Origin of the sequence: Aeribacillus sp. FSL k6-2211, from assembly GCF_037966125.1 — a bacterium.
Taxonomy (GTDB): Bacteria; Bacillota; Bacilli; order Bacillales; family Aeribacillaceae; genus Aeribacillus; species Aeribacillus composti.
On the sequence record NZ_CP150190.1, the window covers coordinates 2,822,195 to 2,847,395 of the forward strand.

22 protein-coding genes, 1 other RNA gene and 2 other annotated features are annotated in these 25,201 nt (G+C 40.7%); of the genes, 2 read left to right on the forward strand and 21 right to left on the reverse strand.

The genetic code is table 11. From position 1 onward, the window contains the following. Positions 1-3: 3 nt before the first annotated feature. The 14 genes from NSU19_RS13655 to NSU19_RS13720 all read right to left on the reverse strand — a co-directional run bounded on the left by NSU19_RS13655 (position 4) and on the right by NSU19_RS13720 (position 14,354). On the reverse strand, positions 4-933 hold the full coding sequence (locus NSU19_RS13655) for a peptidase U32 family protein (protein WP_144596739.1): 930 nt from the start codon (positions 931-933) through the stop codon (positions 4-6). Further along, positions 930-1,580 carry an O-methyltransferase gene (locus tag NSU19_RS13660; RefSeq protein WP_339196900.1) on the reverse strand — a complete coding sequence of 217 codons (651 nt, stop codon included), beginning with the start codon at positions 1,578-1,580 and terminating at the stop codon, positions 930-932. Before NSU19_RS13660 ends, NSU19_RS13655 begins: the two co-directional genes overlap by 4 nt. A 120-nt stretch (positions 1,581-1,700) precedes the next feature. Next, positions 1,701-2,831 carry an endolytic transglycosylase MltG gene (mltG, locus tag NSU19_RS13665; RefSeq protein ID WP_144596735.1) on the reverse strand — a complete coding sequence of 377 codons (1,131 nt, stop codon included), beginning with the start codon at positions 2,829-2,831 and terminating at the stop codon, positions 1,701-1,703. 142 nt (positions 2,832-2,973) lie between these two features. Further along, a complete protein-coding gene (locus NSU19_RS13670; protein WP_063387996.1) occupies positions 2,974-3,252 on the reverse strand; it encodes a DUF1292 domain-containing protein in 279 nt (92 codons plus the stop codon). A gap of 15 nt (positions 3,253-3,267) precedes the next feature. Next, the gene (gene ruvX, locus NSU19_RS13675) at positions 3,268-3,684 is read right to left on the reverse strand and encodes a Holliday junction resolvase RuvX (protein WP_339196903.1); all 417 of its coding nucleotides are present in this window, start codon (positions 3,682-3,684) and stop codon (positions 3,268-3,270) included. A gap of 1 nt (position 3,685) precedes the next feature. Further along, on the reverse strand, positions 3,686-3,952 hold the full coding sequence (locus NSU19_RS13680) for an IreB family regulatory phosphoprotein (RefSeq protein WP_063387994.1): 267 nt from the start codon (positions 3,950-3,952) through the stop codon (positions 3,686-3,688). A gap of 71 nt (positions 3,953-4,023) precedes the next feature. Then, a complete protein-coding gene (alaS, locus tag NSU19_RS13685) occupies positions 4,024-6,660 on the reverse strand; it encodes an alanine--tRNA ligase (protein ID WP_339193149.1) in 2,637 nt (878 codons plus the stop codon). Positions 6,661-6,732: 72 nt separating this feature from the next. Beyond that, positions 6,733-6,939 (reverse strand) — a binding site (T-box leader). A gap of 49 nt (positions 6,940-6,988) precedes the next feature. After that, positions 6,989-8,050 (reverse strand): AI-2E family transporter, encoded by a 1,062-nt coding sequence (locus NSU19_RS13690; RefSeq protein WP_339196906.1) that lies wholly within the window; start codon positions 8,048-8,050, stop codon positions 6,989-6,991. Positions 8,051-8,122: 72 nt separating this feature from the next. Next, entirely contained in the window at positions 8,123-8,308 is a 186-nt protein-coding gene (locus tag NSU19_RS13695; protein ID WP_094246265.1) for a hypothetical protein, read from the reverse strand. A gap of 199 nt (positions 8,309-8,507) precedes the next feature. Further along, positions 8,508-10,883 (reverse strand): ATP-dependent RecD-like DNA helicase, encoded by a 2,376-nt coding sequence (locus tag NSU19_RS13700; RefSeq protein ID WP_339196909.1) that lies wholly within the window; start codon positions 10,881-10,883, stop codon positions 8,508-8,510. A gap of 21 nt (positions 10,884-10,904) precedes the next feature. Beyond that, the gene (locus tag NSU19_RS13705) at positions 10,905-11,558 is read right to left on the reverse strand and encodes a tetratricopeptide repeat protein (RefSeq protein WP_339196911.1); all 654 of its coding nucleotides are present in this window, start codon (positions 11,556-11,558) and stop codon (positions 10,905-10,907) included. An 81-nt stretch (positions 11,559-11,639) separates the two neighbouring features. Continuing rightward, complete coding sequence (mnmA, locus tag NSU19_RS13710) at positions 11,640-12,755, reverse strand: tRNA 2-thiouridine(34) synthase MnmA (RefSeq protein ID WP_063387989.1); 1,116 nt, start codon at positions 12,753-12,755, stop codon at positions 11,640-11,642. 15 nt (positions 12,756-12,770) lie between these two features. Beyond that, positions 12,771-13,916 carry a cysteine desulfurase family protein gene (locus tag NSU19_RS13715; RefSeq protein ID WP_130158149.1) on the reverse strand — a complete coding sequence of 382 codons (1,146 nt, stop codon included), beginning with the start codon at positions 13,914-13,916 and terminating at the stop codon, positions 12,771-12,773. 18 nt (positions 13,917-13,934) lie between these two features. Then, positions 13,935-14,354 (reverse strand): Rrf2 family transcriptional regulator, encoded by a 420-nt coding sequence (locus NSU19_RS13720; protein WP_063387987.1) that lies wholly within the window; start codon positions 14,352-14,354, stop codon positions 13,935-13,937. A 135-nt stretch (positions 14,355-14,489) separates the two neighbouring features. Between NSU19_RS13720 and NSU19_RS13725 the strand changes: the two genes are divergently transcribed. Next, positions 14,490-15,767 carry a replication-associated recombination protein A gene (locus NSU19_RS13725; RefSeq protein ID WP_339196914.1) on the forward strand — a complete coding sequence of 426 codons (1,278 nt, stop codon included), beginning with the start codon at positions 14,490-14,492 and terminating at the stop codon, positions 15,765-15,767. Positions 15,768-15,899: 132 nt separating this feature from the next. Here NSU19_RS13725 and NSU19_RS13730 read toward each other — a convergent pair whose 3' ends face one another. The 5 genes from NSU19_RS13730 to NSU19_RS13750 form a co-directional block, all read right to left on the reverse strand. Next, positions 15,900-16,667: a tRNA threonylcarbamoyladenosine dehydratase gene (locus tag NSU19_RS13730; RefSeq protein WP_063387985.1), complete on the reverse strand. Its 768-nt coding sequence runs from the start codon at positions 16,665-16,667 to the stop codon at positions 15,900-15,902. A 42-nt stretch (positions 16,668-16,709) separates the two neighbouring features. Beyond that, a non-coding RNA gene (gene ssrS, locus NSU19_RS13735) (6S RNA) lies at positions 16,710-16,902 on the reverse strand. A gap of 66 nt (positions 16,903-16,968) precedes the next feature. Beyond that, positions 16,969-18,744 (reverse strand): aspartate--tRNA ligase, encoded by a 1,776-nt coding sequence (gene aspS, locus NSU19_RS13740; RefSeq protein WP_066250519.1) that lies wholly within the window; start codon positions 18,742-18,744, stop codon positions 16,969-16,971. Positions 18,745-18,759: 15 nt separating this feature from the next. Next, a complete protein-coding gene (gene hisS / locus NSU19_RS13745; protein WP_339196916.1) occupies positions 18,760-20,028 on the reverse strand; it encodes a histidine--tRNA ligase in 1,269 nt (422 codons plus the stop codon). 61 nt (positions 20,029-20,089) lie between these two features. Continuing rightward, positions 20,090-20,308: a binding site (T-box leader), on the reverse strand. A gap of 59 nt (positions 20,309-20,367) precedes the next feature. Beyond that, positions 20,368-20,535, reverse strand: a complete 168-nt coding sequence (locus tag NSU19_RS13750; protein WP_158640147.1) for a hypothetical protein — start codon at positions 20,533-20,535, stop codon at positions 20,368-20,370. Positions 20,536-20,673: 138 nt separating this feature from the next. On the opposite strand from NSU19_RS13750, the gene NSU19_RS13755 reads away from it, so the two are divergent. Further along, on the forward strand, positions 20,674-22,359 hold the full coding sequence (locus NSU19_RS13755) for an SH3 domain-containing protein (protein WP_339196918.1): 1,686 nt from the start codon (positions 20,674-20,676) through the stop codon (positions 22,357-22,359). Between the two features lie 31 nt (positions 22,360-22,390). Here the strand turns inward: NSU19_RS13755 and dtd are convergent, their stop codons facing one another. Both dtd and NSU19_RS13765 read right to left on the reverse strand, forming a co-directional pair. Beyond that, positions 22,391-22,831, reverse strand: coding sequence for a D-aminoacyl-tRNA deacylase (gene dtd / locus NSU19_RS13760; protein WP_063387981.1), 441 nt, complete (start codon positions 22,829-22,831; stop codon positions 22,391-22,393). A gap of 15 nt (positions 22,832-22,846) precedes the next feature. Next, positions 22,847-25,030, reverse strand: coding sequence for a bifunctional (p)ppGpp synthetase/guanosine-3',5'-bis(diphosphate) 3'-pyrophosphohydrolase (locus tag NSU19_RS13765; RefSeq protein ID WP_063387980.1), 2,184 nt, complete (start codon positions 25,028-25,030; stop codon positions 22,847-22,849). Positions 25,031-25,201: the final 171 nt, after the last annotated feature.

The following is a 25,201-nucleotide window of genomic DNA, read 5'->3' on the forward strand; positions in this document are numbered from 1 at the left end:
TTTTTAATAAACGGTCTCTTTAAAGAAAAATCCTGTATCCAACGGGCGGTTTGGCGGCTGTATTTCCTCAATTTCAGCGTACAGCTTGTCTTTAACATTTTCATATTGCTCTCGATCCTCAGCGCATAAATCGATCGCCTTTCGATACTTTTTCGTCACTTCTACAATATATTCCGGAGTTTTCAGCACGCCATCTATTTTAAAAGAATCAATTCCTGCATCAACCAGTTCCTCCAGCTCGTCAATGATGCAAATATCATTCGGACTCATAATATGGGTTCCATTTTCATCCTCAAAAATTGGATATTTGTTATTTCTCTCTTTATCATGCAAAAACATATTTTTGCCGTATTTATAATTGTGAATTTCCATCGCTTTCCCACGATATTCAAAATAATTGCCGATAAGAGATCTTTTGGACTGAAACATGCACGTCATTCCGTGGACTTGGACTTCTATTTCCACTTCTGCATGCTCTTTCGTTTCAATGACAGCTTCCATGCTTAACTCCCGAGCTAGTACTGCACGCTTGGCGCCTTTCCTTCCCCAATAGTTGCATGCATACCAGTTGGTCGCGGTTGTTTCCGTATTCCAATGGAGCTTCATCTCCGGAGCAACTTCCCTAACAGTCATTAACACAGCTGGATCACCGAATACAATCGCATCTGCCTTCGCATTATGAACAAATTTTACATAATCTGCAAGCTCGTCTACTTTATCATTATGAAAAATTGCATTCATTGCAACGTATACTTTTTTTCCATATTGATGGGCAAGGTCAATCGCATCTAATACATCTTTTCGACGAAATTCCCCTGCAAGCCTTAAGCCATAACGCTGTTCGCCGATGATAAAAGCATCTGCGCCAGCTTTGCAAAGGCTCTCAATATTTTTGACATTTACAGGTGTGACGAGCAGTTCGGGTTTTTTCATTCCCCTTCACCCCTTTTTATACTGAAGGCTAATCCGTCGCCTATCGGAATAATAACGGTATCCCAATCGGGCTGATTCATTAGCCATTCATTATATTCTTTAATTTTCTTCGCTAAAGATTTTAACCTTTTTGATTCTATCATTTCTTCAGCGACTAGTCCTTTAAAAAGAACATTATCCGAAAAAACGACCGCTCTTTTTGACAGCAAAGGTTCATATGCTTGAAAAAAACGTTTATATTGCCCTTTGCTCGCATCGATAAAGAGCGCATCAAACGGACCGTCAAGCTTGACTTCCTGTACGATTTCTAGAGCATCACCGTGATAAATGGTAATTTGATTTTCAAGACCGCAAGCTCGAATATTTTGTTCCGCTAGTTCAAATCGATTAGGATCTATTTCAGTCGTTACAATTTTTGTGTTCGGCAGCGCTTTTGCCATCCGAATCGCCGAATAGCCGATCGCCGCCCCAATTTCCAATATTTTGTTCGGCTGATGGAGCTTTAAAATATGAAGCATGACAGACAGCGCCCGCTCTTCCATAATCGGCACCTTCTGCTCTTTTGCATATGCTTCTAATTGAACTAATTTTTCATCTTTGTTAGTAGAAAAATTTGCTAAATATTCCTCGATTTTTTTGTTTGGCAAAATGGACACTCCTAAAAAACTCCCTTAATCAAAGAAGAGTTCTGTTCGAACTCTTCAAGTTTGTTTTTTTAGCTCGATATATTTTAACATAAAAGAAAAAGGAATGCGAATCGCAAACCTTTAATCCTTTTCCGTAATATGCTTAGCTTTTTCTTTGTTATGCTCATCCAACGTCTTCGTAAATATAACTTCCCCTTCTTTCGTTGCGAGAAAATAAAAATAGTTTGTATCGGCAGGATTTGCTACAGCATCTAGTGACTGCTTGCCAGCATTGGCAATCGGCCCCGGCGGAAGTCCTTTATTTTTATATGTGTTATAGGGAGAATTGACTTCTAAATCTTTATAGTATACGCGCTCCTTATGCTTTCCTAATGAATATAAAACGGTTGGATCTGTCTGGAGAGGCATGTTCTTTTCTAAACGATTGTAAAAAACGCTGGCTATTTTTTCCCTGTCGGCTTTTTCCGTCGCTTCCTCCTCCACTAAAGACGCTAATGTTAAAAATTGATGAGTGGAAAGACTCAGCTCTTTCATTTTGTTTCTATAAGGAACAAGCATTTCATCTGTCTTTTTAATCATTGTTTCAATGATTTCCGACAACGGAGGAGATTCCTCATAAAACGAATAAGTAGCCGGATACAAATATCCTTCCAATGCATATTTTATACGTCCGTTGAAAATGTCATCTGTTATTGTATTAGGATACTTTTTTTGCATTTGTTTGATAAACTTTTGGTTTGTTAATTGGTTCATAATTTCTTTTTTTGAATAGGGAGTATGTTTGGCGATGATGTCAGCAATTTCTGATAGTTGCAATCCTTCCGGGATCGTCAATTTAATAGCTGCTTCTCCCATTAATTCGCCTTTTTTTAAGCGTTCAACGATTTCTTGAATCGTCATCGATTGATTAAATTGATAATTTCCTGCTTGAAACCCTGATTCATTTTTAAATTTCACGTAATATTTAAACACGATCGCACTTTTAATGATGTCATTTTTTTCTAAAATAGAAGCAATTTGCGATACGGAAGATCCAATCGGAATTTGTACCTTTACAGGTTCCTTATTATCCGGATCAACAGGCTTTAATGCAGATCGCACATATAAATACCCGCCGCCAATCACTCCAGCAAATATAACAACAAAGGCAATCAGGACAGTTAACACAGTTTTTCGAACAATTTTCGCTATATGCAGTTTTTCTTGGAGTTTCTTATCCAAAAATTCCTTATTCGAATCCGAATCCGCCATCAATTCATCCTCCTTCCGTCCCGATTATTATACTACATACACGCATTTATTCGTCAAAAATCTCCATTTTTTTATAGGAAGAAATTGTTTTTTTCATTTGGATGTAAATCACCTCAACAAAAAAAGCACCGCAAAACGGTGCTTATTCCTCTTCTAAAAATGTATTTAAAACGGCCTCGATCATTTCCCATTCTTCATCGGTTTCCACAGGCTCCAGCTTTCCGCCCTCACCGTCTTCATTGGGAATGTAGCTTGCTGCATGAATTTCTATTCCATCTTCGTCTTCCTCATCATCGATGCCGATCGGATAATAAAGAACGTAAGATTTGTCAAATTCGTCCGAATTAAACGTAAACAAAATTTCGTATAGTTGTTCATTACCGTTTTCATCAATAACGGTAATATGTTTTTCACCTTCCACTTATTTCACCTCAATTTATTGTTGACTGTCCAAATAACTTTGCAAAATAATCACCGCAGCCATTTTATCAATGACTTGCCGTCTTTTTCGCCGGCTTACATCCGCCTCAATGAGAAATCTTTCGGCTTCCATCGTCGAAAGGCGCTCATCCCATAAAATGACCGGAAGCTGAAACTGCTCCTTCAAAAGCGTGGCAAAGCGCTCGCTTGCTTCTCCCCTTGGTCCAACGGTGCCGTTCATATTTTTCGGATACCCGACTACTATTTTTTCTACCTCGTATTTCTTTATCAGTTCAGCGAGTCTTTGAATCCCGAACTCGCCTTCATCTTCATTTATGCTGATCGTTTCCACACCTTGAGCAGTCCATCCCAGCTCATCGCTTACCGCAACTCCTAATGTTTTTGAACCTAAGTCTAACCCAATGATTCGCATTTTATTCCTCACGGTTGTTTTTCAAATAAAATTTTACAAGCTCTTCAATTAATTCATCTCGTTCAATTTTTCTAATCAGATTGCGTGCGCCGTTATGTCTAGGAATGTAAGCAGGATCTCCGGACAACAAATAGCCGACGATTTGATTGATCGGATTATAACCCTTTTCTTCCAGTGCATTGTATACGGCACTTAGAACTTCCTTGACATTTGTCTCAACAGGTTCTTCTGAAAAATTAAACTTCATCGTTTTATCGAAGGAACTCAATTTTTGCACCTCTTTCCTAGACTAAAAAGCGAATCTGCTTGTCTACATCCATTTTACACTATGACTGGAATTTATGAAACGGATTTCACCCAGTCTTCGACAAAACGAAGAGCTTCAGCTAACCGTTCAGGATTTTTTCCTCCCGCTTGAGCCATGTCAGGTCTTCCGCCGCCGCCGCCTCCACAGCGGCTTGCAATTTCCTTAATTAATTTTCCAGCATGGAACCCTTTGTCAACTAAGTCTTTTGTGATGCCGGCTGCTAAATTTACTTTTCCGTCTGATACCGTTGCTAGCACAACAATAGCCGAGCCGAGCTTTTGCTTCAGTTCATCGACCATGCCGCGCAATCTGTTCATATCTTTCACTTGAACTTTTTCCGCAAGAACTGTTACACCGTTGATCGTTACCGCTTTTTCAGCGATGTTCCCCGCTTCCAGATTGCTAAGCTTCATCGTAAGAGATTCGTTTTCCCGCTGTAGTTCTTTTATTTCTTGCTGCAGACTGTCAATTCTCTCCGGCAGATTTTTTACATTCGCTTTCAGTTTTGCCCCAATTTCCTTTAACAATAAATATTGTTCATTCATAAACCGGTACGCTTCTTTTCCTGTCACCGCTTCAATTCGGCGGGTTCCTGCACCAATTCCAGTTTCGGAAACAATCTTAAACAGTCCGATTTCCGCTGTATTTGTTACATGGCATCCGCCGCAAAGCTCAAGCGAATAATCGCCTACTTGAACAACGCGAACAATTTTTCCGTATTTTTCTCCAAATAAAGCCATCGCGCCCATCGCTTTCGCTTCGTCAAGAGGCATGTGCTCGATAGAGACTGGAATGCTTTCCCAAATTTTCTCATTTACAATTCGCTCAATTTCTTCCAGCTCTTCTGTTGAAACTTGTCCAAAATGTGAAAAGTCAAAACGGAGACGGTCGGAAGCAACAAGCGATCCAGCTTGGTTGACATGTACGCCCAGCACGTCCTTCAGCGCTTGGTGCAGCAAATGTGTCGCTGTATGATTTTTCACGATGGATTTTCTAGACTCTGCACAAACGGAAGCGTAAACTGCTGCTCCTTTTGTCAAAACGCCTTTTTCGATGACAGCCCGGTGCAAGTGTTGGCCGTTCGGCGCTTTTTGCACATCTTTTACGTTTAAGACCACATCATCATTTTTGATGATTCCTTTGTCAGCAATTTGACCTCCGCTTTCAGCATAAAAAGGCGTCTCGTCCAATATAATTTGGACCTCTTCCCCGCTCTCGGCTTGATCGACTAATTCCCCATCTTTTATGATCACAAGCACCCGTGCATTTGCTTCCAGGGTATTGTAGCCGACAAATTTGCTTTCCTCTTTTAATTCCACAAGAATTCCGCTTTGCACTTGCATCGAGTCGACATCCTGTCTGGCTTTTCTTGCACGTTCTTTTTGATGCTCCATTTCTCGTTCAAAGCCTTCATAATCCAGCTCCATGCCTTCATCTTGTGCGTATTCCTCCGTCAATTCCACTGGAAAACCGTATGTGTCGTAAAGCCGAAACACATCTTCGCCTGGAATTATTCGGCTACCCTGTCCTTTCTGCTTTTTGATTACATCCGCTAAAATGGCAAGCCCTTCATGGAGAGTCTCATGGAAACGCTCTTCCTCATTTTTAATTACCTTTTGAACAAAGGATGCTTTTTCTTTTACTTCCGGATAGTAATCGTTCATAATTTCCGCTACAACCGGAACTAATTCATACATAAACGGGCGGTCTATGTTGATCGTTTTTGCATACCGAACCGCTCTGCGGATAAGACGGCGAAGTACATACCCTCTGCCTTCATTAGAAGGTAGCGCACCGTCTGCAACAGCAAATGTAACCGTGCGGATATGGTCGGCAATCACTTTAAAAGCGACATCTTTCTCTTTGTCGGTTCGATAAGCTTCCCCCGAAATCTTTTCGGTAGCTTGAATGATCGGTAAAAAGAGATCTGTGTCAAAGTTGGTCGGCGCATTTTGAATGACAGAAACCATTCGCTCTAAGCCCATGCCTGTATCAATATTCTTTTTTGGAAGCGGAGTGTAAGTTCCATCAGGATTATGATTAAATTGAGAAAAAACAAGATTCCAAACTTCCAAATAGCGTTCGTTTTCACCACCGGGATAAAGTTCCGGATCATTTGGATCGTTTCCAAATTCTTCTCCACGATCATAAAATATTTCAGTATTTGGTCCGCTTGGCCCTTCACCAATATCCCAGAAATTCCCTTCCAAACGGATAATTCGTTCTTCCGGCAACCCGATTTTATTTTTCCAAATGTCATACGCCTCTTCATCTTCCGGATGAATAGTAACTGATAATCTATTTGGGTCGAAGCCAATCCATTTTTCGCTTGTTAAAAATTCCCATGCCCATTCAATCGCCTCTTCTTTAAAATAGTCGCCGATTGAGAAATTTCCGAGCATTTCGAAAAATGTATGATGGCGTGCTGTTTTTCCGACATTTTCAATATCGTTTGTTCGGATTGATTTTTGTGCGTTAGTAATTCTCGGATTTTCAGGAACAACCCTTCCGTCAAAATATTTTTTCAATGTTGCGACACCGCTGTTGATCCACAATAGTGACGGATCATCAACCGGAATTAAAGAAGCGCTCGGTTCAACCGAATGTCCTTTTTCCTTAAAAAAATCTAAAAACATTTGACGAACTTGTGCTGAAGTGAGCTTTTTCATGGCATTCCTCCTAAAATGTCTTCATTTTTCTCGCAAAATAAAAACTCTCGCCTATGTAAATGCTCTGATTTACACAGGGACGAGAGTTACTCGCGGTACCACCCTGATTATGAGCCAATTGCTCATCACCTTCATTTGCCGTAACGTGGCATTTTCGTCAGGTTTTGCCTGCACTCAGAATTAGCGTTCTGTTGCCCTTCATCTAGAGCTTCTTTCAGCCTCGGAAGCCCCTCTCTTTTAAGATGGACTGCAACATACTCGATTCGTCATCGCTTTCATGCACTTATTCCATGTCTATCACGAATTATAGACAAGGAAAAATCGCTTGTCAATGCGCTTTCCTCAGACGGATGATATGCAGCAATATCTCTTTCAGAACAGTGATAAAAGGCACAGCTAAAATTAAACCGATCACTCCGCCGATTTCTCCGCCCGCCAAGAGCGCCATAATAATCACCATCGGATGCATATGCAGGCTTTTCCCAACGATGAAAGGGCCAAGAATATTACTTTCAATAAATTGCAGCCCAAAAATGATGAAAAGCACTACAATTATTTTGTTAATGGAGAGCGTTGCAGCGACCATCAAAGCAGGAACCGCCCCGATAAATGGACCGAAATAAGGAATAATATTGGTCATTCCGATAATCGTCCCTAAAATTAACGGATATTTAATTTTAAACAGCCAAAACAAAATCGAAGCCGCCAGCCCGATCAGAAAACAAACAAATAGTTGCCCCCGCAAATAACTTCCGAGCGACTCATCGACGTTTTCTAAAAAACGTCTCCCTTCACGTCTCCATTTCTTCGGGGTGAAGTACCAAATGGCCTTTTTCATTTTCTCATAATCTTTCAACATATAAAAAACGAGAAAGGGAATGACACCAATAATAACAGCATAATCAATAATTGACTTCATGCTTGAAAGCATCCGTTCAAGAAAGGCAGCGACGGATGTTTCCATTCCAGCAATAAAAGATTCAATTCGATGATGAATTTCTCCAGGTAAATTGGTTGTTCCGTCATGAATTTTATCCGTCCAGCTTTGGTAATATTTTGTAAACATAGGGATATTTTCGGAAAGGTCTTTCATTTGTTCAACAAAAATTGGGACACCTTTATAAGAGCTAAAACCGACTCCTCCGAAAAAAATAAAATAGATGATGAGAATCGAACATGTTCTTGGAACACCTGAACGGTAAAGTTTTTCCACTACGGGATGAAGCAAGTAGGTAATGAAGACGGAAAGCATAAAAGGAATTAAAACAGCTTTTAACATTTTGAAAATAGGAAACCAAATGACTTTTAGCTGAAGAACCATATATACAAACAATGATAAAATGAGAAAAAAAATGATTCGGAAAAGCCATTTCCGCTCTCGCTCATTCATCCCGCATCCCTCCTCTTTTTATTTTGAGGAATGCTCACGAAAATATGCATGAAGGCGCCCATTTTAGGCGCCTCAAATCGCACGATCTTCTTCAGGAAACAAGTCATCTAAAGAACTTAGTGTTCCGTCTTCTTCTACTTGATGTGTGTGAATAATACCTTTTGTAACGGTAAGCTCAATAAAACAATGCCAACAATAATACTGATTGACTCCGATTTTTCCAATATCTTTGCTTTTACAATTCGGACATGTTAACAAACAGGGACACCTTCTTTATTCATTTATTTAATTATTTATTAATCCGGTATATTCTCGCTATGCACACTACTATTTGTTACCATTTTCCAAAAAATTATACGTCTCTATAAAGCATGCTTTTTTATGCTTAAACAATTTGTCCCCTGTTTGTAGCATCATCTGTCAATCGTTATCGATCTTATGGAAAGGAACAAATTTATTATCCTTCGCCCTCTTCCATAAAATCATATGGAGTGATGTTCTCCATCCCAATGTTGGCATCTTCTAGTGGAAAAGGAAGCTCCTCTTTCAGCTCGGCAAGTTCAGACGTTTTCAGCCTCTCTTTTAAGGTTGTCTGCCTCATCGACTCCTGATTGTTGTATACTCCCATTTTTAACGCTTCCCATTCTCCGCACATAATTAAAAATTGCTTGCTCCTTGTAACAGCTGTATAAATCAAATTTCTTCTCAACATCCGAAAGTAGCCTTTTACTACCGGCAAAATGACAATCGGAAATTCGCTTCCCTGCGCTTTATGGATGGAGCAGCAGTAAGCATGAGTAAACTGATTAAAATCTTGCTTCGTATAGGTTACTTCGATACCGTCGTAAGAAATGACCACCATATCTTCTTTTTCGACATTTTCTTTTGCGTAAAAAATAGAAACAATCTCCCCAATATCGCCATTAAACACGTTTTGATCAGGCTGATTGACGAGCTGCAGCACTTTGTCCCCAATTCGGTAAATAACGTTACCATGCTTGATCTCTCTTTTTTCTTTTGAAGGGGGGTTTAACATTTCCTGAAGCATTTCATTCAACTGATCAATGCCGGCAATCCCTCTGTACATCGGTGCCAACACCTGTATATCCTTCGCAGAATATCCTTTTTTCAAAGCGTTCTCAATTACTCTCGTTATAACTTCTTTTATTTGTGATGTTGTACAAGGAATAAACGATCTGTCTTGTGTCGTTTGCAAAAGGTTCGTTGGAAGAGTTCCTTGGCGGATTGAATGGGCCAAATCAATAATTGTAGATCCTTCTGCTTGTCTATAAATATCTGTCAGCGTAACAACTGGGATTCGTCCGGATTGAATCAAATCGCGAAGCACTTGGCCGGGTCCAACGGACGGAAGCTGGTGTTCGTCTCCGACAAGAACAATTTGTATGTCCGAAGGAAGCGATTTAAACAATTGATGCATGAGCCAAATATCAACCATAGATACTTCATCAACAATCAGAAGCTTTCCAGAAATCGGATGATCTTCATTGTGTTCAAACCCTTCTGAACCATTCCATCCTAAAAGGCGGTGGATTGTGACGGCAGGAAGACCGGTTGCTTCTGCCATTCTTTTTGCAGCTCGTCCAGTAGGTGCCACCAGTACAATGGGAAACGGCTCTTCCTTCTTTTGATATTCTTTTGGGTTCAATGAAAGGCCATGGAGGTTCGCATAAATTTCAACGATGCCTTTGATAACGGTTGTTTTTCCCGTTCCAGGCCCGCCGGTCAGCAAAAGAATCGGCGAATGAATAGCCCGCTGAATGGCTTCTTTTTGAGAGGGGGCATACTGAACATTCATTTTTTCTTCCAGTTTTCCTAACTCCAGCAAAAATTCTGATTCAGGAAACATATCTTGAAATTGGTTTTGGGTTAAAATTTCTTCAATGTTATTGGCAAGTCCCACTTCAGCATAGTAAAGAGAGGGTAAATAAATTCGATCTTCCTCGACGATAATTTTTCGATCTTCTTCCAATTCAAGAATGATTCTTTCAATATCCTGATCAGATATGTCTTCTCCATTTTGGGTGAGCAATTTTTTCGCTTTTTCCATCAGCTGAACTTTTGTAACATATACATGTCCTTCTTTTACAGCATCTTGTTCAATAGTGAACAAACAAGCCGCCTTCAGCCGGTCGGGATGATTGCCGGAGATCCCAAGCTCTCTCCCAATTTCATCCGCTCGAATAAAGCCGATCCCTTCAATATCTTCCACCAATTGATATGGGTTTTTTTGAATGATTTTAAGCGTATCCTCCCGATACAGCTGATAAATTTTCATCCCAAGTGCAGGCCCAATGCCAAGCTGATTTAATCCGATTAAAACCCCTTCTAAACCTTGATGTTCCTTCAGTGTTTCAGCCAGTATTTTGGCTTTTTCCTTTGAAAGCTTCTTCACTCTTTTTAATGAATCGGGATCCTCCAAAATAATCGAAATCGCATGTTCGCCCAGTTCATTCACGATCGCTTCCGCTGTTTTTTTGCCGATTCCTTTAAAAAGCCCGCTTGATAAATATTGAATAACTCCTTCTTTCGTAGTTGGAAGCTCCTTTTGAAAACGCTCGGCTTGAAATTGTACGCCGAATTTTGGATGGTATTTTTTCGCGCCAAAAAACGTATAGCTGTCATGTAATTGGAGAAGAGGAAAAAAACCCGTCACGGTCACTTGATCTTGCTCAAACTGTTCATTCGTCTCTTCAATTTTCACTTTAATAACAGTATAAAAATTTTGCTCATTCTGGAACACAATATGTTTAATGACTCCGCGAACAAAAGGAGTACTTTCCTCATGAAACAAACTCTCCTGTTGACCGCCCATCCTCTTTCCTCCTAATTTCGTTTAAATCATTTCTTCTAACAGCCTTTTCCCGTTGCCCGCAAGCAAATGATCCGGTTGAATGGAAAGCGCCATATCAAACATTTTTAAAGCTTCTTCCCTATTTTCTTCAAATGCGTACGCAACACCTAAATTATAATAAGCATCTGCGTGATGTTGATCGAGGTCGATCGTTTTTTCAAACTCTTTTTTTGCTTCTTGAATGTGGCCTGCTTGTGCTAAACATAAACCATATTGAAAGTGAGCGCTGGCATCTTGTTCATCCAGCTCAACCGCCCGCAAAAAATATGGAAGTGCAAGACGGGACTGTTCAAGCTGGTAAAGAGACATTCCAAGCATAAAATAGACATCTTTATGAGCAAGCCCATACTTTTCCGCCTGATCAAAAAATGTTTTCGCTTTATGATAATCTCCCGCATTATAATGAACGGTTCCAATGCCGTAATACGCAGTAGCCGTCCCTTTATCAATCTCAATCGCCTTTTCATAAAATTTCAATGCTCTTTCTTCATCACCTGAAGAGGCAAGCAAATTCCCAAAATTTACGTATAACACAGGATCGTTTGGATTTTCTTCCAATGCTTCTGCAAAATATTTCGCTGCTTCTTCCCATTTCCCTTCTTTTATTGCTTCTAAAGCCAGTTGATTTTTATGCATCCATTTCATCCTTTCACATCCAAAGGCAAAGAGGCTGCGCCAAGTTAACAAATCTCATTCCGATCGGTACAGCTTATCTCTTTAACCGACATACCACAGTTTTTCGCCGTTGCGAAATACTTTATCGATAATGCCGCCTCCCAGACATTCCTCTCCATTATAAAAAACGACAGCTTGTCCTGGTGTAACGGCACGGACCGGCTGTTCAAACGAAATTTGTGCAGTTTGATCACCGATCATTTTCACTTTTACCGGCTGATCAGGCTGGCGGTAGCGAAATTTTGCGGTGCAAACAAGCTCATCTGTTGGTTTTACACCGGTTATCCAGTTTACATTTGTTGCGATAATGGAGTCTGAATATAAATGTTCATTATGAAATCCTTGTTCAACATATAAAATATTATTTTTTAAATTTTTTCCAACCACAAACCAAGGATCGCCATTTCCTCCTATTCCGAGTCCATGGCGTTGACCGATCGTATAATACATAAGCCCGTCATGCTTCCCTTTTACCTCACCAGACAACGTCTCCATTTTGCCGGGTTGAGCAGGTAAATACTGGCTTAAAAATTCTTTAAAGTTCCGCTCGCCAATAAAGCAGATGCCTGTTGAATCTTTTTTCTTTGCTGTTGCCAAGTTTGCTTTTTCCGCAATTTCTCTAACTTCTTTTTTTTCAAGATGCCCGATGGGGAACATGACCTTTGACAGTTGCTTCTGATTCAGCTGATTCAAAAAATACGTTTGATCTTTGTTTGGATCCTTTCCTCTGAGCAATTTGTACACACCATCGCGGTATTTTACCCGTGCATAATGACCTGTTGCGATATAGTCCGCGCCTAAGTCAGCTGCATGCTCCAAAAAAGCTTTAAATTTAATTTCTTTATTGCACATGACATCGGGATTTGGCGTTCTTCCAGCTTTATATTCCTCTAAAAAGTAAGTGAACACTTTATCCCAATACTCTTTTTCGAAATTCACTGCATAATAAGGAATCCCAAGCTGATTGCATACACGGATTACATCATCATAATCTTGCGTTGCCGTACATACGCCGTTTTCATCCGTATCATCCCAATTTTTCATAAAGACCCCGATGACTTCGTACCCTTGTTCTTTTAGGAGCAAAGCAGTTACAGATGAATCTACTCCGCCAGACATCCCGACTACGACTCTTGTTTCATGCGGCGCCTTTTCCATCTCTCTCACCTCTTTCTATTTTGACGTTAACCTTTTAACAATCTCGGCTGTTTTTTTGGCAGCCGATTCAATTTGTGCCTCCGTATTTCCTAAGCCGAAGCTGAATCGAACCGATGAAGTTATTTCTTTTGAATTTTTGCCAAACATTGAAACGAGCACATGCGACGGTTCAACTGATCCTGCTGTACAAGCTGAGCCGCTTGATGCCGCAATTCCCGCCAAATCGAGGTTGACAAGAAGCGATTCAACATTTGTTCCCGGAAAGAAAACGTTTAATATATGAGGCAGGCTGTTGTCAATCGAGCCGTTCACAGCGAAGGAAATGCCCTCTTGTTCAAACACATCGATCATGATTTGTTTAAAATGCACATATTGCTCTGTTTTTTCCTTTCTTGTTTGTTCTGCAATTTTTGCGCTTTCTGCAAACCCGATAATCGCTGGAACATTTTCCGTTCCGGCTCTTCTCTTCAATTCCTGCTCACCGCCATGCATGCGCGGAGTGAATTTCACCCCAGCTTTTGCATATAAAAAACCGATCCCTTTCGGCCCATTTATTTTATGACCGGAAACCGACAGCAGATCGACATTCAGCTCGCGAACATCAATTGGAACGAGTCCGTATGCTTGAACTGCATCGGTATGAAAATACGCTTGATGGTTTTGTAATAAGCTTCCTATTTCTGAAATAGGCTGTAAGGCACCTACTTCATTATTTCCATACATGACTGTGACAAGAATCGTTTCATCTTTTAAAGCTTTTTTAAGATCATCGACAGAAATAACTCCCGATTGATTGACAGGCAAATACGTAACGTGAAATCCGTTTTTTTCTAGATAGCGGCAAGATTGGAGGACAGCCGGATGCTCAATTTCTGTTGTGATAATATGGTTTCCTTTTTCTTTATTAGCAAGCGCTGTTCCAATCACCGCTAAATTATCTGCTTCTGTTCCTCCGCTTGTAAATATGATTTCTTTTGGATCTGCATGAATACTTTTGGCAAGGAGCTCTCGAGCCTCATCCACTTCTCGTCTGCTTTCTCTGCCAAAAGAATGGATGCTAGACGGATTGCCGAAATAATCCTTCATAAAGGTTGTCATTTTATCCAAAACTGCGGGATGGACTGGCGATGTTGCCGCATGATCCAAATATATCCGTTCCAAAGTTAATTCCTCCCGACTTTAAATGTAAAACATGTAAGCGTCCTGCTCATTATCTCCTGTATGGCTTGCTAAATCATCAAGTGTCGTGTTGTCAAGAACGTCCTTCACCGCATCGCGGATTTTTAACCATAGATGCCTTTGAGCAGGCGGTTCATCTTCAATTCCTTCAACAGGGGTGATCGGTCCTTCCAACACACGGATAACGTCACCAGCCGTTATTTTGGACGGATCGTTCGCTAAAATATATCCGCCATAAGCTCCGCGAATGCTTTTGACAAGTCCGGCATTGCGGAGAGGAGCAATTAATTGTTCCAAATAATGCTCTGATAAATCATGAGATTGTGCAATACTTTTCAAAGATGTCGGTCCTTCTCCGTACTTTCGCGCCAATTCAATCATAATCGTTAAACCATAGCGTCCTTTCGTTGAAATTCTCACGTTTCTACACTCCTATTTTTTAGTTTTTTTCAAGATTTTCACCATCTTGGTTCTACTTTAAACTTTAGACATTATAGCATATTATTTTATTAGTGGGTAAATGAGATGATATGATTTTTATTTGGGAGCGATAAAATGGAACCTTTAGCGTATAGAATGCGTCCAACCAAAATAGAAGATATTATTGGACAAGAACATTTAGTTGGAAAAGGAAAGATTATTGAACGAATGGTGCGAGCTAAATATTTAAGCTCGATGATTTTATACGGACCTCCTGGAATCGGAAAAACATCTATTGCAACAGCAATAGCAGGCAGCACTAACACGCCTTTTCGAAAGCTGAATGCGGTTGTCCACAATAAAAAAGATATGGAAATTGTTGTAGAAGAAGCAAAAATGTCAGGGCAAATCATTCTCATTTTAGATGAAGTGCACAGACTTGATAAAGGGAAACAAGATTTTTTGCTTCCATATTTAGAAAACGGCATGATTATTTTAATCGGTGCAACGACAAGCAATCCGTATCATGCCATTAACCCGGCGATTCGGAGCCGCTGTCAAATTTTCGAATTGCACCCTCTTTCTCCAGATGACATTATGATTGCCCTGAAAAGAGCTCTTACAGACCCAAGAGGACTGAGCGACTTTCCTGTTCAAATCAGCGACGAAGCTCTAAGACATTTTGCCGAAAGCTCCGGCGGAGATGTGCGTGCGGCGTTAAATGGATTGGAACTCGCCGTTTTATCAACAAAGGAAGATGAGAATAGGAACATTTGCATTACGGTTGAAATTGCTGAAGAGTGCATGCAAAAAAAGAGCTTTTCCCACGATAAAGACGGAGATCATCATTACGATGTTTTATCTGCTTTTCAAAAGTCTATTCGCGGGTCCGATGTAAACGCAGCGCTTCACTATTTGGCCAGATTAATTGAGGCAGGGGATCTTTCTTCGATTGCAAGGCGTTTAACGGTCATCGCCTATGAAGATATTGGTCTTGCGAATCCGCAAGCGGGACCTAGAACTCTTTCGGCTATAGAAGCAGCTGAGCGCATCGGTTTTCCCGAAGCACGCATCCCTTTGGCCAATGCGGTGATTGAACTATGTTTATCCCCTAAATCAAACTCTGCTTATAAAGCGATTGATGCAGCTTTAGCCGACATTCGCTCAGGCGTGACAGGCGAGGTCCCTTCCCACTTGCGGGATGCTCATTATAAAGGAGCAAAGCAGCTTGGCAGAGGAGTGAACTATTTATATCCGCACGATTATGAATCAGGCTGGGTAAACCAGCAATATTTGCCTGACCCCATCAAGCATAAAAAATATTACAAGCCAAAAAGAACGGGCAAATTCGAGCAGGCTTTAGCGCAAATATATGAAAATATCGAGAAAAAGAAAAAAGAAAAGGACGAATAGGAAGCTGCGGTCATGTCCGCGTCATCTTGGAAATATAAATAGGATTGTCCAAAATGTCAAAACCCCATGGAAAACGTAAATAAAAGGGGGCGTCAATAAGCCGAAAAACGGCTTATTTGACACCCCCATTTTTTAATCGTCGTCGCCGACACGATAAATTTTTATATCCTTCAGCAATTCATTAATCACATGACCAGCCATAATCAATCCGGCTACGGATGGCACAAAGGCATTTGATGACGGGGGCATTTTTGCTTTGCGGATCGTTGATTCGTTATTGCCGACTTCTTTTCTGACATCTTCTCTAATAACAACAGGGCGTTCATCAGAAAATACGACTTGAATTCCCTTTCGGATCCCTTCTTTTCGCAGTTTCGTTCGAATCACTTTGGCAATCGGATCTGTATGTGTTTTTGAAATATCTGCTACTCGGAAACGGGTTGGATCCGTTTTGTTGGCTGCCCCCATGCTTGAAATAATAGGAATATTCCGTTTCAGGCATTCCTTCATTAAATGAATTTTATAGCTGATCGTATCGCTGGCGTCAATCACATAGTCAGGGTTTAGCTTAAAAAAGTCTTCATACGTCTCTTCCGTGTAAAACATTTTTAATGCAATTACTTCACAATCCGGATTAATGTCAGCAATTCTTGCTTTCATTAAATCCACTTTCGGTTTTCCAACTGTCGACAAAAGCGCATGGATTTGCCGGTTAATATTCGTAATATCGACATCATCTTTATCGATCAAAATCAATCGCCCGATGCCTGATCGTGCAAGAGCTTCGACGGCAAAAGATCCAACTCCGCCAACCCCTAAAACGGCTACGGAGCTGTTTTTCAATTTATGTAAACCTTCTTTTCCAATCGCTAGTTCATTTCGGGAAAACTGATGAAGCAAAAAAAATCACTCCAATTTGTCAAAATTCAGTGTACAAACTAAAAAAGTCCCAATTGTGCCGTCGCCGTTTCCTTCGTTTTGAACCCGCTCTCAGCAGGTGGGTGCCCTGTTCTAAAGCTTTGTAAGTCCTCGTGCCATATGCATATGAGGCATTTACTCACTTTAGAAACTCCGGGCTCCCATTTAAATCGTTGTTCGGTCAAAACTAGGTGTACGACGCACACATCAGGACTTAAATTTTGAATAAAGAATATCATAATTAGCATGAGATTTCAAGATAAAAAACAAATAATGGAAATTATTACCTTGAGCTATGTTTCACTTCAAGATGCAGTTCATCCAATTGCTCTTTGCTTACTTGGCTTGGTGCCTCCGTTAACAAACAGCTCGCACTTGCTGTTTTCGGAAAGGCAATCGTATCCCGTAAATTTGTTCTTCCTGCCAAAAGCATTACAATCCGATCCAATCCTAGTGCAATTCCACCATGCGGCGGCGTACCGTATTCGAAGGCTTCCAGCAAAAATCCGAACTGTTCTCTTGCTTGTTCCTCTGTAAAACCAAGAAGTTTGAACATCTTTTCTTGAACGTCTTTTTCAAAAATCCGAATCGACCCTCCGCCAAGTTCATATCCATTTAACACTAAGTCATATGCTTGAGCCCGCATTTTGAGAGGGTCTTTCTCAAAGTACTCCAAGTCCTCACGAAACGGCATAGTAAACGGATGATGCAATGCATAATAGCGGCCGTCTTCTTCATTATATTCAACGAGCGGCCAATCCGTAATCCATAAAAATTCAAGTTTATCTTCTTCGATCAGCCCTAAATCTTTTCCTAGTTTTAATCTGAGAGCCCCCAACGAATCAGCAACAACATTCGGCTTGTCGGCAACAAACAGAAGCAAGTCTCCATTCTGTCCTTCAGCTGCTTGCAAAATACTATTTTGTTCATTTTCTGATAGAAATTTTGCAATTGGGCCTTTTACTTCATTTTCTTCTACTTTAAGCCAAGCCAAACCTTTCGCTCCATAATTGTGAACATACTCTTGGAGAGCATCTAGATCTTTGCGTGAAAATTCGTCTTTTTTTCCTTTTACATTGATTAGCTTTACTTGCCCTCCACCTGCAACTGCTTGACTGAAAACTTTGAAAGCGGAGTTTTTCACAATTTCAGATACATCAACAAGCTCCAGGCCGAATCGAACGTCCGGCTTGTCCGACCCAAAGCGCGCCATCGCCTCATCATATGGCATGCGTTGGAATGGAAGAGTAAGCTCGATTCCTTTCACTTCTTTTAACACATGAGCCATCATCTTTTCGGTTAGATTCATAATATCTTCTTGGCTCATAAAAGAAGTTTCTATATCTATTTGGGTAAATTCCGGCTGTCTGTCTGCGCGCAAATCCTCATCGCGGAAGCATCTTGCAATTTGATAATATTTATCAAATCCTGAAACCATTAGAAGCTGTTTGAATATTTGCGGCGATTGCGGGAGCGCATAAAATTCCCCCTCATGGACGCGAGAAGGGACAAGATAGTCCCGTGCTCCTTCCGGTGTGCTTTTTGTTAAAATGGGGGTTTCCACATCAATAAATCCATTTTCATCCAAAAAGTTGCGAATCGCTCTCGTAATTTGATGCCGCATTTTTAACGTTTCAAACATGACTGGACGGCGCAAATCTAAATAACGGTATTTTAAACGAACCTCTTCCGAAATGTCCGCTTTTTGATCCGCAAGTGAAAAAGGAGGAGTTTTGGCGCTGTTTAAAATGGTTACCGATTGAACAACCACTTCCACTTTTCCTGTTCGAATGTTCGGATTAATCGTCTCTTCCGATCTTTTCACCACTTCGCCTTCAATGTCCAATACATACTCGCTGCGGATTTTCTCAGCTATTTCTAACGCTTCCTTTGAAACTTCAGGATTAAAAACAATTTGGACAACTCCTGTCCGGTCGCGCAAGTCGATAAAAATAAGTCCTCCTAAATCGCGGCGTCTTTGCACCCATCCTTTTAAAACGACCTTTTCGCCGATTGCTTTTTCGGAAATTTCTCCACAATAATACGAACGTCCAAACATCCTACATACTCTCCTTTACTTTCTCTCTTTTATATACTCTGCAAGTCGTTCAAATGCCACCGCATCTTGTTCGCCTGTTGCCATGTTTTTTACGTTCGCCACCCCTTTTTCTAATTCCTCATCACCTATGATGATGACAAATTTGGCTTGAAGCCTGTCCGCTTGCTTCAGTTGTGCTTTCATTTTCTTATTTTCATAATCTTTGTCTGCAGAAATGCCGGCTTTCCGCATTTCCTGCAATAGAGATACCGACCGTTCCTTCGCCCGATCTCCCAGTGCCACAATATAACAATCTAGACCTTTTTCAATCGGAAGAGCGATGTTTTCAGCATCAATTGCTGCTAACAGGCGTTCAATGCTTAAAGCAAAGCCGATCCCCGGCGTGCTTGGCCCTCCGGCTTCTTCGACCAAGCCGTTATATCTTCCGCCGCCGCATAAAGTCGTAATCGCCCCAAACCCTTCCGCATTGCTCATGATTTCAAATGCTGTATGGTTATAATAATCCAATCCGCGGACGAGATTTGGATCGATTTCATACTCAATGCCAAGCTCCGTTAAATATTTTAACACTTGATCAAAATATTGCTTTGATTCATAGTTTAAAAAGTCAATGATGGAAGGGGCGCTTTTCATCAATTCATGCTCGCGGTCTTGTTTACAATCAAGTATTCTTAACGGATTTTGCTCAAGCCGCTTTTGGCAATCAGAGCAAAATTCTCCAATTCTCGGCTTAAAATGGTTGACTAAAGCAGCACGATGTGCAGCTCTGCTCTCTTGATCTCCCAAACTGTTAATGACAAGCTTCAATTTTTTTAAGCCGAGCGATTGATAAAACGCCATCGCCAAAGAAATAACTTCAGCATCCAGCGCAGGGTCGTCCGAGCCGAGAGCCTCCACACCGAATTGAACAAATTGCCGAAAACGCCCTGATTGCGGTCTTTCATACCGAAACATCGGACCGATGTAAAAAAGCTTTACAGGCTGGTTCGGATCTGCGTACATTTTCTTTTCAACAAAAGCGCGGACGACTGCTGCCGTTCCTTCCGGTCTTAATGTTAAACTTCTTCCTTTCCTGTCGGAAAAAGTGTACATTTCTTTTTGGACAATATCGGTTGATTCGCCTACACCCCTTTGAAATAATTCCGTATGTTCAAAAATGGGGGTTCGAATTTCTTGAAAGCGATAAAGACGGCATATTTCCCTAGCTTTTTTCTCAACATATTGCCATCTTGAAGCCTCCGACGGCAAAATATCCTGTGTACCTCGCGGGATTTGAAAAGCCATTGTCGATTCTCCTCCACTTATAAAATAAATTCCATAAAAAAACCCGTCCCCTGACGATTCCCGTAGGGACGGGAGAGTCTCCCGTGGTGCCACCCTAATTGAAGCAATGCTTCCACTTAAAAGTTAACGCCTATTTACGTTTCCTCCTACTTTTACACCTTTCAGAGGAAAACCTCCGGAGTGTTCTTCACTAAGCGATCATGGGGAAAGGCTTTCAGCCTAAGGCCTTTCCTCTCTGTCCATGTGCATCCCAGCTACTTGTCTCCGTCATCGGTTGTTTATGTACGTTATTTTTAAATCTAGAATTTTATATTATCATACGAACAATACTGTGTCATGTCAAGAACGGCTGAGCCGATCACGGAGCTTTTTCGCCTCCTCTTGATTTAAACCATGCTCAAACGAAACCTCTATTAAAATATCCTGCATCGTACGATCACTGAAAGAAATACCAAACTGGTCATGAAAAATTGATGCGGAGAAAGAATGTTTTTCACTGGACCGCATATTTTTCCCCTTTCTTTTTCATCAGAATTTGCGTCTTAGTCTTCCCGCAAAAAAATGAAAAAATACTCAATGTAAAAAAGGAAATGCCGAAATAAAATAGAAATAGTTTTTTGCATGAATGTGAAAGGAGCATGGCCATTGCGAAAAAAATGCTTTTTAATCGTTCTGTTGCTTTCACTGCTTTTTACTTCTACCGCTCCAGTTTTTCATTCAGCCCAAGCGGATACGCAAAATGCAGTCATTAAGCAAGATAAAGTAAATGTCCGGACAGGTCCCGGTTTAAGCTATCCCGTAATGAAAAGCGTTCGGTACGGTGAAAAATACCCGATTGTCGCAAGGAAAGGAGATTGGGTGAAAATTCAATTAAAACAGGGCTCTTCCGGGTGGGTAGCCGATTGGCTTCTTTCAGTAGAAACCGAGCTTCAAAAAAAGGATTATGTCGTTTCTACGACTACCGGGTTAAGAATCCGTTCTGGCCCCGGGACAAACTATAAAGTTGTTGGACAGTTTCCTAAAGGGGAAAAAGCGCATGTGTTGATGAAACAGGGGAAATGGGTGAAAATTTCCTATAATGGCCGGCAAGGATGGGTCTCTTCTGCATATGTAGCTCCAGCAGCAAGCAAAACTCCTTCGAATCAGAAGCATAGCCTCGGTACGGTTACAGCCACTATATTAAATGTTCGTTCAAAACCAAATGCACAATCATCAATTACCGGCAAGCTGACAAAAAACATGAAAGTTGAAATCATTTCGGAACAAGGCAATTGGTATAACATTCGCTACAACAATGTGACGGGGTGGGTGTCGAAGCAATATATTACCAAAGCAGCAGCTAAAAGCAGCAGCACTTCCCCGCAAAAAGGAAGGATTACAGCCAGTTCGTTAAATGTTAGAAGCGGTCCGTCTTTACACTCAAAAATTGTCGGTACCATTAAAAAAGGAACAGAGGTAGAAATCATAGGTGCAAACGGAGATTGGTATCAAATTAGATATGCGAAAAACAAAACAGGCTGGGCATCCAAAAGATATATCGAAGCTGGCTCAAAGAAAACAAACGGCGCTCAATCAGTTGTCCTTTTATACGACGGAACAAATTTGCGCAGTGCACCTTCCACTTCTGCAAAAATTGTTCAAAGAGGAAACAAAGGGCAGACTTTTCCAATTGTAGGGATTTATAATAATTGGTATAAAATTCAGCTCCGAAACGGTCAAACAGCTTATGTAGCAAGCTGGGTCGTCACAACAACAAGCGAAAACAATTCCAATAAAGGGACAAGCATACCGTCAAACGGTAAAAAAGTCATTATCGATCCGGGCCACGGAGGCTATGACAGCGGGACGATCGGTGTCAGAGGGACGCTGGAAAAACATTTAACCTTAAAAACAGCTAAACTTGTGTACAACAAATTAAAAAGAGCAGGTGTAAATGCAGTTTTAACTAGAAGCGACGATACATATATCAGCCTGCAATCCCGTGTAGGAATTTCTGTAAAAAACAACGCAAACGCCTTTGTGAGCATCCATTATAATAGCTCAATCATTCCAAGCGCAAATGGAATCACAACTTTTTATTACAATTCTGCAAAGGATAAAGCATTAGCAAATGTAATTCACAAAGAGATGGTGAGGCATGTCAATTTAAGAAACCGCGGTGTTCAATTTGGAAATTATTTTGTGCTGCGTGAAAATAAACGTCCTGCTGCTTTGCTTGAACTAGGTTTTTTGAGCAATCCTATGGAAGAGTGGACAGTCAGCACAAACGCTTACCAAGAAAAAATCTCACAAGCGATTTATAAAGCGGTCGTCAAATATGTAAACTCATAAAAAAATCGTGAGCAGCTCGCTCACGATTTTTTTATTTGCTTTCGATAATCAATGTTACTGGGCCAACGTTTGTAAATTCAACAGCCATCATCGCTCCGAAAGAACCCGTTTCAACACGTACGCCTTTTTCTCTCAGTTTGTCGTTGAAAGATTCATATAGTTTTTCAGCAATATCCGGTTTGGCTGCTTGCATAAAATTTGGCCTTCTTCCTTTCCGGCAATCGCCGTACAGAGTAAATTGGGAGACGGATAAAACTTCGCCCCCAACATCTAAAAGAGATAAATTCATTTTCCCTTCTTCATCCTCAAATATGCGCAAATTGGCCACTTTATCCGCTAAAAACTCTGCATCTTTTTCCGTATCCTCGTGTGTAACACCGACTAGCACCATTAAACCGAACTCAATCGAACCAACAACTTGTCCATCTACTTTGACATTTGCATTCCTTGCTCGTTGTACTACAACTTTCATCATGTATTTCCTTTCTTAATTCATAATTCTCCGCACTGAATATACATCCGGTATTTGCTTGATCCGATCCACAACTTTTTGAAGATGGCTGACATTTTGAATCGAAATTCCTAAATGGATGTTCGCTACTTTGTTACGGTCCGTTCTTCCCGAAATTGTCGTAATGTTTGTCTTCGTCTCTGTTACAGACTGGAGCACTTCATTTAATAAGCCGCGCCGGTCAAAACCTAAAATCTCAATTTCCACATTGTATTCCTTCCGGCCGTCCAGCTGATTTTCCCATTCCACTTCAATTAACCTGTCTTTTGCATCCTCTTTATTGACATTTGGACAATCAGACCGGTGAACAGATACCCCTCTTCCTTTTGTAATAAATCCGACAATATCATCGCCAGGGACTGGGTTGCAGCAGCGGGAAAGCCTGATTAACAAATTATCAATACCCTTTACAGACACTCCTGCATCACGGCGCTTCGGCCGCCTTGCACCTTGTTGAACCACCTTTTCCATCAATTTTTCCTGCTCTTCTATATCCCGCTGTTTGCGAATTTTTTCGACTAGGCGGTTTGCAACCTGTAAAGCAGTAATGCCGTTGAAGCCAACCGCCGCATACATATCGTCCTCATTTGAAAAATTAAATTTTTCCGCGACACGTTTTATATTTTCCTGAGTAAGGACTTCTTTCACATCAAAATCCATCGCTTTAATTTCTTTTTCAATTAATTCTTTTCCTTTTTCAACATTCTCCTCTCGGCGCTGCTTTTTGAAAAATTGGCGAATTTTATTTTTCGCTTGAGAGGTCTGCGTCAATTTAAGCCAATCTTGGCTCGGACCGTAAGAATGCTTCGACGTCAATATTTCCACTATATCTCCGGTTTTTAATTTATAATCAAGAGGCACTATTTTTCCGTTTACTTTTGCTCCGATCGTCTTATTGCCTATTTCAGAATGAATTCTGTAGGCGAAATCAATCGGAATCGACCCGGCGGGAAGCTCAATGACATCTCCTTTTGGAGTAAATACAAACACCATGTCAGAGAACAGATCAACTTTCAATGCCTCCATAAATTCTTCGGCGTTGGAAGAATCGTTTTGAAACTCCAATATTTCTCTAAACCAGCTCAGTTTTTTATCAAAAGATGTAATGCTTTTTCCTTCTTTATAAGCCCAATGGGCGGCAATCCCGTATTCAGCGATCGCATGCATTTCGTATGTGCGAATTTGAACCTCAAGGGGATCCCCCTTCGGACCGATGACAGTCGTGTGAATGGATTGATACATGTTTGTTTTCGGCATTGCAATATAATCTTTAAATCTGCCAGGCATCGGCTTCCAGCATGTGTGAATGATGCCAAGCACTGCGTAGCAGTCTTTTATGCTGTTCACAATAATTCGCACAGCCAGCAAATCATATATTTCGTTAAATTGTTTATTTTGGAGAACCATTTTTCGATAAATGGAATAAATATGCTTCGGCCGGCCGTACAGCTCTGCCTTTATCTTTACTTCTTCAATTCGCTTCTTTAAATCTTCAATTACCTCTTCAACATACTTTTCCCGTTCTGCACGTTTCTTTTTCATCAAATTGACAATTCGGTAGTATTGCTGCGGATTTAAATACCGCAAGGCTGTATCTTCAAGTTCCCATTTGATTTTTGAGATTCCGAGGCGATGGGCGAGAGGAGCAAATATTTCCAACGTTTCATTGGCGATTCTTCGCTGCTTTTCCTGCGGCAAATGTTTTAACGTACGCATATTGTGAAGACGGTCTGCCAGTTTAATTAAAATGACCCGAATGTCCTTCGCCATAGCGACAAACATTTTCCGGTGATTCTCCGCCTGCTGCTCTTCTTTTGATTTATATTTAATTTTTCCCAGCTTTGTTACTCCATCCACAAGCATAGCGACTTCATCGTTAAATTCTTGTCGAAGCTCGTCTAATGTCACATCCGTATCTTCCACAACATCATGTAAAAAGCCGCCGGCAATCGTTGTAGGATCCAGCTCCAAATCTACTAGAATCCCGGCAACCTGCACCGGATGCATAATATATGGTTCGCCTGATTTTCGATATTGCCCATGATGGGCGTTTTTTGCAAACTCGTATGCTTTTTTTATAAACTCTATATCATCAGGCGGAAGATACTTTTCCGCTTTTTCGAAGATCTGTTCAGCTGTCAACATTTGTTCGTTTGCCATGGGATCACCTTTAATTGTATATACGTTATTGTTTTTATTATTAAATAAAATTAACAAACATGTAAAGAGAAGAATACGATCCTTTTGAAAAGGGGTAAAAAAAATAGAGCTGCTGCAGCTATTTTGTGAGTGGATGGAAAATATTACAACTTCTAAAGTTTTTCATTTTAT